The following is a 12,766-nucleotide window of genomic DNA, read 5'->3' on the forward strand; positions in this document are numbered from 1 at the left end:
CTCATGAAAGTGGACATGCTCGGCCTGCAGGCATTCCTCGCCGTGGCGGAGCACGGCAGCTTCCATGCCGGCGCCGATTCGCTGCACATCACCTCCACCGCGCTGACGCGCCGGCTGCAGAACCTCGAGGCGGTGCTCGGCGTGCAGCTGGTGGAACGCACCACGCGCTCGCTGGCGCTCACGGTGATCGGCCAGAACTTCCTGCCGCAGGCGCGGCGGCTGCTCGCCGACATCTCCTCGGCCATGCTCGGCATCCGCGAGGCCGGCCAGGCCTCGCGCGGCAACGTGACCCTGGCCTGCGTGCCGACGGTCGGCGTGCAGTTCCTGCCCGCGGTGATCCAGGCCTACAGCGCCCTGTTCCCCGGCAACCGCATCAAGATCCTCGATCACTCGTCGGCCGGCGTGGCCGGCGCGATCCTGCAGCGCGAGGCCGAGTTCGGCATCAGCATCGCCGAGTCCTACGAGCCCGAGCTGGAGCGCATCCCGCTGCTGGAGGACCGCTTCGTGCTCGCCTGCCGCGACGACCATCCGCTGGCGCGCCGCCGCAGCATCGCCTGGTCGCAGCTCGAGGGCCACGCGCTGATCGTGCCGGGCCCGGGCAGCAGCAACCGCCCGCTGCTCGACGCGGCGCTGGCACCGAGCGGACTGAACCTGCCCTTCGTCTACGAGGTGCAGCGCAGCTCGACCGCCGTCGGGCTGGTGGCGCAGGGCGTGGGCGCCGCCGTGGTGCCGAAGCTGGCGGTGCAGGCCGGCACCTACCCGCGCATCGTGCTGATCGCGCTCGCGCAGCCCACGGTGCGGCGCAGCTTTGCGCTGCTGTCGCGCAAGGGCGCGGTGCTATCGCCCGCCGCGCAGGCGCTCTATCGACTGATCCTGTCGATGGCGAAGCCGGCGCGCGGCCGGCGCGTTCAGGCCGGCTGAGCGATCTTCGCGAGCGCCTCGGCGATCGAGGCGCTGTCGGTGGGCCGCACCAGCTTGGCCACTTCGCGGCCGTCGCGCATGAACACCAGCGTGGGCCACAGCTTCACGCCGAACGAGCGGCCCAGCGGACGCCCGCTGCCGTCCTCGACCTTGATGTGGCGCAGGCCCGGATGCTGCGCGAAGGCCGCGGCGATGTCCGGCTGCGCGGCCTTGCAGACGCCGCACCAGTTGGTGCCGAACTCGACCACCGCGGGGCCTTGCAGGGCGTCGATCTCGCTGCGTTCGGGCTGTTCGGTCTTGTACTCGGAGGTCATGCGCGGGGGCTCCTGGTGGGCATTGGATGGTGTGCAGCCGCCGCCGGCGGCCGGTCGTGATTCGATTCGAACAGAAAGCCGGCAGCCCTGCCGCCGGTGGGTGTTCGCTTCAGCCGATGGGCCGGTGCGCCGCGAGCAGTGCCGGCAGTTCGGCCATGTCGCTGAACACCTGCACCGCGCCGACGCTGCGCAGCGCCTCGGGCCCGCTGTGGCCCGACTCGCCCGTGCTGTAGCCGAACACCGTCGCGCCCGCCGCCACGCCCGCCATCGCGCCCGTGACCGTGTCCTCGACCACCGCGCAGCGCTTCGGATCCACGCCCAGCGCCGCCGCCGCCGCGAGGTACACGTCGGGCGCCGGCTTGGAGCGCGGCATCTCGTGCCCGCTGAAGATCCGCCCCGCGAAGCAGTCGAGGATGCCGACCTTCTCGAGCTGCAGCTCGACCTTGAAGCGATCCGCGCCCGAGGCGCAGGCGATACGCCCGTCGAGTTGCTCGAACAGCGCGCGCACCGCGGCGGGCGCATTCGGAATCGCCGTCAGGTCCCGCTCGAGCGCCTCGTTGCGGCGCTCACGGAAGCCGTGCAGCCATTCGGGCGTGAGGCGAAAGCCGGTCTTCGACTCGATCAGGTCGGCTTCGTCCTTCACCGCCTTGCCGGTGAAGATGCGCATCGATTCGTCGGTGGTGAGAGGCCAGCCCAGTTCGCCGAGCATCTCGGCAAGCACGCGGTTGGTGATGGGTTCGGAGTCGACGAGGACACCGTCGCAGTCGAAAAGGACCGCGGCGAAAGGAAAGGAAGACATGGGGAGATGGTACCGGCCGAGCAAAGCGAAGGCCCGGCCAGTCCCCAAAGGCCGAGCGAAGCGATGGCCCGCCCCACTCCCCTCTGGCTGTGCCGAGGAGCGCAGGGGAAAGCGGGATCAGGGCCGCAGCTGTCTGAGCGCAACGAAGTGCAGCGAGTTCTGCGGACCCCCGCTTTCCCCGAGCACCGCAGGTTGCCCGTAGCGAAGCGGAGGGACACAGACAGCGGGGTCGCCTTCTCTTTGGTTACTTTCTCTTGGCGAGACAAGAGAAAGTGACTCGCCCGCCGGGGCGAGACCCGGCCAACGACCTAACCAACAGGCGAGAAGGCGACAACAAGAAGCAGCCCGTCAGACAGCCCGAATAGGGATATACATCTCCCCCCCACCCGCCACAAACTCCTTCGACTTCTCCTCCATCCCCTTCTCCACAGCCAACGCCTCGGCCACCCCCTTCGCAGCCGCGTACTCCCGCACCTCCTGCGTGATCTTCATCGAGCAGAACTTCGGCCCGCACATCGAACAGAAGTGCGCCACCTTGCTCGAATCCTTCGGCAGCGTCTCGTCGTGGAATTCGCGCGCGGTAGCGGGATCGAGCCCGAGGTTGAACTGGTCCTGCCAGCGGAACTCGAAGCGCGCCTTGCTCAGCGCATCGTCGCGCGACCGCGCTCCCGGATGTCCCTTCGCCACGTCCGCCGCATGCGCGGCGATCTTGTAGGCAATGATTCCCTGCTTCACGTCGTCGCGATCGGGCAGCCCCAGGTGCTCCTTCGGCGTCACGTAGCACAGCATCGCGGTGCCGGCCCAGCCGATCATCGCCGCGCCGATCGCGCTCGCGATGTGGTCGTAGCCGGGCGCGATGTCGATCGTCAGCGGGCCCAGGGTGTAGAACGGCGCCTCGTGGCAGTGCTTGAGCTGCTCGTCCATGTTCGACTGGATCATGTGCATCGGCACGTGGCCCGGGCCTTCGATCATGGTCTGCACGTCGTGCTTCCAGGCGATCTGCGTGAGCTCGCCGAGGGTGCGCAGCTCGGCGAACTGCGCCTCGTCGTTGGCGTCGGCACCGCTGCCGGGGCGCAGGCCGTCGCCGAGCGAGAAGCTCACGTCGTAGGCCTTCATGATGTCGCAGATGTCCTCGAAGTGCGTATAGAGGAAGCTCTCCTTGTGATGCGCGATGCACCACTTCGCCATGATCGAGCCGCCGCGCGAGACGATGCCGGTCATGCGGTCGGCGGTCAGGTGGATGAACGGCAGCCGCAGGCCGGCGTGGATGGTGAAGTAGTCCACGCCCTGCTCGGCCTGCTCGATCAGCGTGTCGCGGTAGATCTCCCAGGTCAGGTCCTCGGCCACGCCGCCGACCTTCTCGAGCGCCTGGTAGATCGGCACGGTGCCGATGGGCACCGGGCTGTTGCGCACGATCCAGTCGCGCGTGGTGTGGATGTTCTTGCCGGTCGACAGGTCCATCACGTTGTCGGCGCCCCAGCGGATCGCCCACACCAGCTTCTCCACTTCCTCCTCGATGCTCGAGGTCACGGCCGAGTTGCCGATGTTGGCGTTGATCTTCACCTTGAAGTTGCGCCCGATCGCCATCGGTTCCACCTCGGGGTGGTTGATGTTGGCGGGAATGATCGCGCGGCCGCGCGCCACCTCGTCGCGCACGAACTCGGGCGTGATGATGCGCGGGATGCTCGCGCCCATCGGGTTGCCGGCCACGCGCTTCGCGCGCTCCTCGTTGGCGAGGTATTCGGCCATCCACTCGCGCTTGCCGTTCTCGCGCAGCGCCACGTACTCCATCTCGGGCGTGACGATGCCGCGGCGCGCGTAGTGCATCTGCGTGACGTTGGCGCCCGACTTCGCGCGGCGCGGCGTGCGCTGCAGCGCCGAGGCGCCGGCGCGCAGCTCGGCCAGGCGCTGGGCATCGCGGTCCTCGTTCTTCGCGCCGTCGTCGAGCGCATGGTGCGTGCGCCCCTCGTAGCTCTCGGTGTCGCCGCGTTCGGCGACCCAGGCACCGCGCACGTCGGGCAGGCCGCGGCGCACGTCGATCTCGACCTTCGGGTCGGTGTAGGGGCCCGAGGTGTCGTAGAGCGACACGGTCTCGCCGTTGGTGAGCTTCACGTCGCGCACCGGCACGAACAGGTCGGGCCTGCTGCCGGGGATGACGCACTTGTGCGACGCGGGGAAGGGCTCGCGCGTGAGCGAGAGCAGGGTGGTGAACTTGTCGGGGGCATTCATGCAGGGCACTCCTTGTGGATGGAAAGGGTGCTCCGCAATCGCTCGGTGGGCTGTGGGCGCCGTCTCGGGTGGAGGGACGGACCGAAGCCAGGGAGTGCAGCTCTTCTTACGCCGGTATGACCCGGATCAAGTTCGCGGGTCGGCAGCTTTGCCATCTCAGCACGCCACATGCGTGCACCCCGGAGCGGGGCCGATTGTGCGAGCGCCGGCCTTCGCCGTCAACCGCCCGCGTCAAGACGGCGCGCTTTCGCGCCGGGCTTCAGGCGCGCGCCTGCAGGTCGCCGTCGACGTAGTACCAGCGCGACAGGCCCTCGGCATCGGACTCGCGCACGAAGCGGCTGCGCTCGTGCAGCCGCGAGGCCGTGCCCGAGGCGCCGCGCTGGCGCGCGACGAACTCGACCTCGGCATGGTCGGCATCGCTCATCGAGCGGCCGCGCACGTCGAGCCCGAGCCAGCGCACGTCCGGCTCGAAGTCGAGCGAGGCCGGCCGCGTGCTCGCGTGCCAGGTGCCGAGCAGGTACTCGGCACGCTCGCGCACGAAGGCCGTATAGCGCGAACGCATCAGCGATTCGGCATCGGGCGCGGGGGTGTGCTCGAAGTCGTCGAGGTAGCGGCCGCAGCACATCGCGTAGGCGATGGGCTTGTCGCGGCGGTCGGTACGGCCGCAGGGGCAGGGTGCGGTGGAGGGATCGGGAACGCTGGGCATGGAGGCCCCTATTGGAACACCGTGCGGGCAGGGGCCTCCAGAGGGCAAGCCCTGGGGCCGTCGCGAGGGGGATCAGCGCGCCTCGGCCGGCCGCATGCTCTGCGCGATCGCCTCGCGCAGCGCCGGTGCGTCGGCCGGCTTGTAGATCAGCGCATAGCCCGCGCGCTCGACCTCGGCGCGGTTCGCGTGCGCGGTCTCGCCGGTGAGGATCACCACGTGGCGCGCCTTGCCCACCGCCTGCAGCGCCTGCGCGGCGGCCAGCCCCGAGAGCCCGCTGCCCAGGCGCAGGTCGCTGAGCATCAGGTCGAACACGCCGGCCTGCTGCAGCGCCTCGCGCGGATTGGCGGCCAGCGCCACCTCGTGGCCCCAGCCGCCGAGCAGCGAGCGCATGGCCTCGCGCACCGGCTGTTCGTCGTCGAGCACCAGGATGCGGATCGGCCCGCCGGTGGGGGGCGCTGCCTCCGGCGGCACCTCGGCAGGGGCCTCGCCCGGCAGCGGCGCCATCTGCTCGAGCACCAGCGAGAAGGTGCTGCCGCGCCCCGGCGCGCTGCGCAGCGCGATGCGCGCGCCCATCACCTGCGCCATGCTGGCCACCAGCGACAGCCCGAGGCCGAGCCCGCGGCTGCGGTCGCGCCCGGGGTTGTCGACCTGGAAGAACTCCTCGAACACCTGCTCGCTGTGCGCCGTGTCGATGCCCACGCCCGAATCGCGCACCTCGATGCGCCAGGCGGGTGCGGTGCCCGAGGGACCGCCGCGCGTGCGCCGCGCGCACACCAGCACCGTGCCGTGGGGCGTGTACTTGATCGCGTTGTCGACCAGGTTGCCGAGCAGCCGCGCGAGCATGCGCGCGTCGGCGCGCACCACCGCGGGCGTGGCGTGGATGCGCAGCACCAGCCCCTTGGCCTGCGCCAGCGCCGCGAAGCGCCCCTGCAGCGGCGCGAACAGCGTGGCCAGCCGCACCGGCTCGAAGCGCACCGGCGCCACGCCGCCGTCGAGCTGCGCGATGTCGAGCAGCGCGTCGATCGAGCCGCGCAGCGCATCGACGCTGTCGCGCATGAAGCGCAGGTTCTCGGCCGTGGGCGCGTGGCGCGTGTCGAGCGCGTCGACGAAGATCGCGAGCGCATGCATGGGCTGGCGCAGGTCGTGGTTGGCGGCCGCGAAGATGCGCGCGCGCTGCGCCGCGAGCTGCGCCACGTGCTCGAGCTGGCGCGCCAGCGCATCGGCCAGCCGCGCGTTCTCGAAGCCGTTCTCGATCGAGCCCACGATCAGCCGGTTCTGCTTGCGCGCGTAATGCAGCGCCGCCAGCAGCTGCGAGAGCGCGAGGCAGCCCATGATGACCGTCACGCTGCCGGGCTCGATCACCAGCCGCAGCGCGAGGCTCAGGAACACCGGCACGCTGAAGCACAGGGCCGCGAGCCACCACTGCGCGAGCGCCGCGATGATCACGCCGGTGACGCCGCTCACGAAGAAGTAAAGCAGCAGGATGTGCGCGAGATCGCCGCTCGGGAAGAACAGCCACGGTGCCAGCGCCCACACCACGCCCGGGAACAGCATGCGCAGCTCGAGGCGGCGGCGCGTGGCCCAGGCCGAGGCGGCATCGATCGCCTCCGGCGCGAGGCTGCGCAGGTGGCGATGCATGTGCCATTGCATGGCATGCACCAGCGCGGCCCACACCAGCGTGCCCTTGTGGCCGGTGAGCACGAGGAAGGTGATCCAGAACACCGCGGCGGTGACGGCGGCCGACAGCGGCGTGTCCATGGTGTCGACGATGTAGGCGCGCGCCAGGCTCTGGTCGACCAGCGGGTTCGGGTTGGGCGATTCGACCCAGTAGGCGCGCAGCCGCCGCAGCAGGCCGGCGGCCTGCGCGGACGAGCGCTCGGCGCTGGCGGGAGGCGTGGGCGGGGTCGGTGGCATGGCGGCTTCGCGGCCCATTCTGCCCGCGCCATGTGTCCGCCCATCGACCCGCGGGCATCCACCCTTGGCGTGCCGCTTGCTACCCGCTAACGTGGCGCCCCGGAGACCGGGGTGGACCACGAGCCGCCAACGCACACCATCGAGGAACAACGGCCATGTACCTGAGCGCTTCCGAACAGCAGGCCTTGCGCGGCGTGTTCACGCTGCTCGCGCGCGACGAGGAGGGCGGCGAGCGCGAGATCCGCGAGCGCCTCGGCCATGCGCTGCTCGGCCTGCTGCGGGCCGACCAGTTCGCCTCCTTCGTCTGGGACGCCGAGCGCGGCGGCTTCGGCTCGCGCGTGGCGATCAACATGGCGCCGGCCAACCTCGACACCTATGCGCAGTGGCACCAGCACCACGACCCGATCACCTTCGTGCTGCAGTCGCGCCGCCGCGCCACGCGCGTGACCGAGGTGATGCCGCAGCGCGAACTGATGCGCACGCCCTTCTTCAACGACTTCCTCGCGCGCGACGGCCTGCACTGGGGCCTGAACCTTCACACCTTCGACGGCGAGCGCGCGCTCGGCGACCTGCGCATCTGGCGCCGCAAGGAGCGCGGCGATTTCGGTACGCGCGAGACGCTGATGCTCGACCTGATCGAGCCCGCGTTCGCGGGCGCGCTGCTGCGGGCCCGGCAGCGCGCGCAGGCGCCCCGCGCCGCGGCGCAGGACATCGCCGCCTCGCCCTGGGCCAGCCTCAGCGCGCGCGAGCAGCAGGTGGCGCGCGCGGTGCGCGAAGGCCTCACCGACAAGGACATCGCGCGCCGCATGGCGGTGGGCGTGCCCACGGTGCGCACCTACCTGCGGCGCATCTTCGACAAGCTCGGCATCGAGCGCCGTTCGGCGCTCGCGGGCGTGTTGCCGCGCGACTGAATTACTTCGCCGCCGGCAGCCGTCCCAGCAAGGGCTCGATCGCCAGGCCCAGCGCCAGCAGGCGGCGGTCGCTGCCCGCCGGGCCGTCGAGCTCGAGCCCGATCGGCAGGCCGCTGGTCGCGCCCAGCGCCGAGGGCAGCTGCAGGCCCGGAATGCCGGCGTTGCTGCCGGGGTCGGTGTTCTGGATCAGCGCACCGAAGTTCTCGGGGCTGCTGGCCTCGGGCGCAGCCACCAGCGCCACCTGCGGCACGGTCGGGAACACCAGCGCGTCGAGCCGGTGCTTCGTGAAGGTATCGCGGTAGAGCTTCTGCAGCGCCGGCCGCGCCACGCGCATCGCGTGGTCGTAGGCCGGCCTGGCGTCGACCGTGCCGTTCGCGGCCGGCAGCTTGCGCGGCAGCACCAGGCCGTCGAAGGTGCCCTTGACGTCGGGGCTCGCGATGCCCGCGGCGAGCTGCTTGAGGTCGATGCCCGTGTCGTACTTCGCGAGGTAGGCCGCCATGTCGTCGTTCGCCTCGTAGAGCGCGACCGGGAAGCCCACCGCGCCGTTGAGCTCGGCGAGCTTCGGCATCTCGAGCTCGACCAGCGTGACGCCGGCCGCGCGCAGCTTGGCCAGCGCGGCATCGGTGGCGGCACGGGTGTCGGCATCGAGGTTGGCGAAGAAGGCCGGCACCACGCCGAGCCGCACGCGCTTCAGGTCGGCGGGACGCACCGCCGCGCCGCCCGCGATCGCGCGGTCGAGCAGCACCAGGTCGGCCACCGACAGCGCCATCGGGCCGGCGGTGTCGCGCGTGTGCGAGATCGGCGCGATGCCCTGCTGCGGATAGCGGCCCATCGAGGGCCGCAGCGACGCGCAGCCGTTGAAGGCGCAGGGAATGCGCACCGAGCCGCCGGTGTCGGTGCCCAGCGCGGCCGACACCATGCGCGCGCCGAGCGCCGCGCCGTTGCCCGACGAGGAGCCGCCCGCGATGCGGCGCGGGTCGTAGGCGTTGCGCACGCCGACCTCGGGGCCCGAGGGGAAGGCCGGGTTGTAGCCGGTGACGCCGAAGGCCAGCTCGTGCATGTGGGTCTTGCCCAGCACGATGGCGCCGGCCGCGCGCAGCTTCGCGACCACCGGCGCGTCGGCCGCCGGCACGAAGCCCTTGAGCGCGGGCGTGCCGGCGCTGGCGGGCAGGCCGCGCACCTGGATGTTGTCCTTGATCGCCACCGGCAGGCCGGCCAGCGGCTTGCAGGCCGCGCCGGGCTTGCGCGCGGCATCGGCGGCGCGCGCGGCCGCGAGCGCGCCCTGCTCGTCGAGCGTGATGAAGGCGTTGAGGTTTGCCTTGGCCCTGGCCTGCGCGACATAGGCCGTGACCAGCTGCTCGCTGGTCAGCCGGCCGGTGCAGAGTTCGCGCACCGCCTCGCTGGCGGTCAGGGTGGCGATGTCGGGCGCGGCCGGCTGCTGGGCCTGGGCACCCATGGCGAGCACGGCGAGCGCACACGCTGCAAGGCGCGCCGGGCGGCGCAAGGGGGCGGAAGAAGAACGGGTCATGGCGGCGGCCTCGATGAACGAACGGAAGACCGCCATCGTGCGCCGCCGCGCGGCGGCTGTCTGTCGTCGAAACCGATGACAAGGCGCGGGTGCGCGATCGGTGGCCCCTACTCGAACAGCACCCACTCGGGCCGCATGTTGAGGCGCACCGGCAGGATGCTCACGCCCAGGCCGCTGGTCACGTACATGCGCCGGCCGCGGTTCTCGATCCAGCCATAGGCCCAGGTGCGCGGCGCCGCGCCGGGCACGATCGGCGCGCCGTAGCCCGGCACCCAGACCTGGCCGCCATGGGTGTGGCCGGCCACGGTGAGCACCGGCGCGGGCGCGGCGAGGCGCGGCATCCCGGCCAGGCTCGCGGGGTCGTGCATCAGCACCAGCGTGGGAGCGCCGGCCGGCACGCGCGACAAGGCGCGATCGGGCCGCGAATGACCGGTGGAATGGTCGCCGATGCCCACCACCCAGAGCTCGCGCCCGGGCAGCGGCACGGCATCGTTCTCGAGCACCACGATGCCCTGCGCCGACAGTGCGTGCGTGATGCGCGCGCCGTCGTGCCACCAGTCGTGGTTGCCGAGCACCGCGTACACGCCCAGCGGCGCCTTCAGCCGCCCGAGCACCTCGGCCATGGTCTCGATCGGCAGCGGCTCGTCGCCGCCGTGGCCGGCCAGGAAGTCGCCGGGCAGCAGCACCAGGTCGGGCTGCGCGGCATTGATGGCGTCGACGATGCGGCGCGCGCGCTCCACGTCGGTCACGCGCCAGAGGCTGCGTTCGGTGATGTGCCAGTCGCTCGCGACCGCGATGCGCAGCCGCGGCTGCGCGCCCCAGGCGGCGCTGTCCAGCGTCTCGGTGCGCGCCGCGACCCAGCGCGGCTCGATCGCGAAGCTCCAGAGGCCGAGCGCGGCCAGCGCGAGCGCCGCGAAGGCGCGCCATCCGGGGCGGCGCATCAGCGCGGCCGGCTCACAGTGCCCGCTGGATCAGCAGCTTCTGGATGTCCGAGGTGCCTTCGTAGATCTGGCACACGCGCACGTCGCGGTAGATGCGCTCGAGCGGGAAGTCGTTCACGTAGCCGTAGCCGCCCAGGGTCTGGATCGCGGCGCTGCACACGCGCTCGGCCATCTCGCTGGCGAACAGCTTGGCCATCGCGGCCTCTTTGAGGCAGGGGCGACCGGCATCGCGCAGGCTCGCGGCATGCCAGATCAGCTGGCGCGCGGCCTCGAGCTGCGTCGCGCAGTCGGCGAGCCGGAAGCCCACGGCCTGCTGGTCGAAGATGGAACCGCCGAAGGCCTGGCGCTCCTTGGCATAGGCCACGGCCACGTCGAAGGCGCTGCGCGCCATGCCCACGCTCTGCGCGGCGATGCCGATGCGGCCGCCCTCGAGCGCGCCGAGCGCGATCTTGTAGCCCTCGCCCTCGGCGCCGATCAGGTTCTCCGCCGGGATGCGGCAGCCGTCGAAGTTGATCTGCGCGGTGTCGCTGCTGTGCTGGCCGAGCTTGTCCTCGAGCCGCGCCACCTGGTAGCCCGGCGCGTCGGTCGGCACGATGAAGGCGCTCATGCCGCGCTTGCCCGCGGCCTTGTCGGTGACCGCGATCACGATCGCCACCTGGCCGTTCTTGCCGCTGGTGATGAACTGCTTCACGCCGTCGATCACATAGCCGTCGGCGTCCTTGCGCGCGGTGGTGCGCAGGCTCGAGGCGTCGCTGCCGGCCTGCGGCTCGGTCAGGCAGAAGGCGCCGAGCATCCGCCCCTGCGCCAGCGGCTCGAGCCACTGCTTCTTCTGCTGCGCGTTGCCGTAGCGCATCAGGATCGCGTTGACGGGGCAGTTGGTCACGCTGATCGCGGTGCTGGTGCCGCCGTCGCCGGCCGCGATCTCCTCGAGCACCAGCGCGAGCGTGAGGTAGTCGAGGCCGGCGCCGCCGTGCTCCTCGGGCACGCAGATGCCGTAGGCACCGAGCGCCGCGAGGCCCTGGTGCACGTCCTTCGGAAAGCTGTGCTCGCGGTCCCACTTCGGCGCGTGGGGCCAGAGTTCGGCCTGCGCGAAATCGCGCACGGCGTCGCGGATGGCTTCCTGGTCGGTGCTCAGCAGCATGGCGTGTCTCCTTGTGTCGTTCTCGTCGCGTCGTCGTTACTTGCCCGAACCCAGGTCCATGATCAGGCGCGCGGCCATGTAGAGGCGGCGCGGGATCGCGCTGATGTCCACGTACTCGGCCTTGTCGCTGTGGTAGCCGAAGCCCGGCAGGCCCAGGCTCTCGATCACGGGCTTGCCCGACAGCGCCGCGTAGGCCGCGTCGGTACCGCCGCCGGTGCGCTCTTCCACGCCCAGCGTGCCGCCGGCTTCCTTGTAGTAGCCCACCGCCTTGTCGACCAGCTTCCTGCCGCCCTCGCCGGCATTGAAGGCCGGGCGGCCGCGCGTGACGATCACCTTCACGTCCGCATCGGGCAGCTTCTTCTGCTGCGCGCGCTCCTCGAGCGTCTTCATCGCGGCATCGAAGTCCTCGTTGCGCGCATAGCGCACGTCGGCGTTGAGCGTGGCGCTGGCCGGGATGATGTTCGAGACGTTGCCGGCCTTGGCGATGGTCCAGTTGAAGCGCAGGTTCTTCGACTTGTCGTCGATGCTCATGGTGCGCAGCACCAGGTCGGAGGCCTCGACCAGCGCGTTCACGCCGAGGTCGGGCGCCGCGCCCGCGTGCGAGGCCTTGCCCGTGATGTTGACCTGCACGTAGGCGATGCCCGAGGTGCCGAGCGAGAGCTTCTCGTCGCCGGCGCCGGTGGGCTCGAACGAGAGCACGTAGTCGGCCAGCTTGGCCTCTTCCTGGATCAGGTCGCGCGAGCCGAAGGAGCCTTTCTCCTCGTCGGTGTTGAACAGCACGGTGATGGTGCCGTAGTCGCGCACGCCGTAGTCCTTGAGCAGCTTGAGCGTGTGCAGGATCACGGCATTGCCGCCCTTGTCGTCGGCGATGCCCGGGCCGTAGGCCTTGTCGCCCTCGATGCGGAACGGCGCCTTGGCGAGCGTGCCCTTGAGGTAGACGGTGTCCATGTGCGACATCAGCAGCAGGTTCTTGCCGCCGCGGCCCTTGAGCTTGCCGACGATGTTGTCGCCCACCACCAGGCCGGCCGACTTGCTGCGCGTGACGGTGAAGCCCAGGTTCTTCAGCTCGCCCTCGAGGAAGTTGCCCGCCGCGGCGATGCCCTCGGCGTCGCCGGTGCCGGTCTCGATGTTGACCAGCTTCTCCAGCGTCTTGATGACGGCGGGCTGCTCGTCGGTGGCGGCCTGGAACAGCACGTTGTCGCGCTTCTGCGCCCAGGCGGCCGGCGCGAGCAGGGCGCCCGCGAGCACGGCGGCGATGACGTTGCGTGAATGAAAGGGACGCATGGGACCTCCTGCTTTTCTGCGATTCGTTCGGAAACTGGGAAAGGCCGCCGGCAGCCGCCGCCGGCCGGCCGCCCCTTT

Annotated in this window: 11 protein-coding genes and 1 riboswitch; of the genes, 2 read left to right on the forward strand and 9 right to left on the reverse strand. The window is 71.1% G+C overall.

Going from position 1 to position 12,766, the window contains the following annotated elements:
• The first annotated feature begins 3 nt into the window (after window positions 1-3).
• Window positions 4-921: a LysR family transcriptional regulator gene (locus R0232_RS31160; protein WP_431510552.1), complete on the forward strand. Its 918-nt coding sequence runs from the start codon at window positions 4-6 to the stop codon at window positions 919-921.
• Here the strand turns inward: R0232_RS31160 and R0232_RS31165 are convergent.
• The 5 genes from R0232_RS31165 to R0232_RS31185 all read right to left on the reverse strand — a co-directional run bounded on the left by R0232_RS31165 (window position 909) and on the right by R0232_RS31185 (window position 6,883).
• Complete coding sequence (locus R0232_RS31165; protein ID WP_093348235.1) at window positions 909-1,235, reverse strand: thioredoxin family protein; 327 nt, start codon at window positions 1,233-1,235, stop codon at window positions 909-911. The genes R0232_RS31160 and R0232_RS31165 overlap by 13 nt on opposite strands.
• Before the next feature lie 109 nt (window positions 1,236-1,344).
• Window positions 1,345-2,034, reverse strand: a complete 690-nt coding sequence (locus R0232_RS31170) for an HAD family hydrolase (RefSeq protein WP_431510553.1) — start codon at window positions 2,032-2,034, stop codon at window positions 1,345-1,347.
• 348 nt (window positions 2,035-2,382) lie between these two features.
• Complete coding sequence (gene thiC / locus R0232_RS31175) at window positions 2,383-4,263, reverse strand: phosphomethylpyrimidine synthase ThiC (RefSeq protein WP_431510554.1); 1,881 nt, start codon at window positions 4,261-4,263, stop codon at window positions 2,383-2,385.
• Window positions 4,264-4,349: 86 nt separating this feature from the next.
• Window positions 4,350-4,455: riboswitch (TPP riboswitch) on the reverse strand.
• A 67-nt stretch (window positions 4,456-4,522) separates the two neighbouring features.
• Window positions 4,523-4,969 carry a YchJ family protein gene (locus R0232_RS31180; protein ID WP_093348268.1) on the reverse strand — a complete coding sequence of 149 codons (447 nt, stop codon included), beginning with the start codon at window positions 4,967-4,969 and terminating at the stop codon, window positions 4,523-4,525.
• 72 nt (window positions 4,970-5,041) lie between these two features.
• Complete coding sequence (locus R0232_RS31185; protein WP_431510555.1) at window positions 5,042-6,883, reverse strand: hybrid sensor histidine kinase/response regulator; 1,842 nt, start codon at window positions 6,881-6,883, stop codon at window positions 5,042-5,044.
• Window positions 6,884-7,038: 155 nt separating this feature from the next.
• Here R0232_RS31185 and R0232_RS31190 point away from each other — a divergent pair, with 155 nt between their 5' ends.
• A complete protein-coding gene (locus R0232_RS31190) occupies window positions 7,039-7,794 on the forward strand; it encodes a response regulator transcription factor (RefSeq protein WP_431510556.1) in 756 nt (251 codons plus the stop codon).
• A gap of 1 nt (window position 7,795) precedes the next feature.
• On the opposite strand, the gene iaaH is transcribed toward R0232_RS31190, so the two are convergent.
• From iaaH to R0232_RS31210, 4 genes are all read right to left on the reverse strand, one after another.
• Complete coding sequence (gene iaaH, locus R0232_RS31195; RefSeq protein WP_431512941.1) at window positions 7,796-9,250, reverse strand: indoleacetamide hydrolase; 1,455 nt, start codon at window positions 9,248-9,250, stop codon at window positions 7,796-7,798.
• A 179-nt stretch (window positions 9,251-9,429) separates the two neighbouring features.
• Window positions 9,430-10,263, reverse strand: coding sequence for a metallophosphoesterase (locus R0232_RS31200; RefSeq protein ID WP_431510557.1), 834 nt, complete (start codon window positions 10,261-10,263; stop codon window positions 9,430-9,432).
• Window positions 10,264-10,276: 13 nt separating this feature from the next.
• Complete coding sequence (locus tag R0232_RS31205) at window positions 10,277-11,404, reverse strand: acyl-CoA dehydrogenase family protein (protein ID WP_431510558.1); 1,128 nt, start codon at window positions 11,402-11,404, stop codon at window positions 10,277-10,279.
• Window positions 11,405-11,440: 36 nt separating this feature from the next.
• Window positions 11,441-12,688, reverse strand: a complete 1,248-nt coding sequence (locus tag R0232_RS31210) for a glutamate carboxypeptidase (RefSeq protein ID WP_093348258.1) — start codon at window positions 12,686-12,688, stop codon at window positions 11,441-11,443.
• Window positions 12,689-12,766 lie beyond the last annotated feature (78 nt).

It is taken from the genome of Variovorax sp. DAIF25, assembly GCF_050711835.1.
Taxonomy (GTDB): domain Bacteria; phylum Pseudomonadota; class Gammaproteobacteria; order Burkholderiales; family Burkholderiaceae_C; genus Variovorax.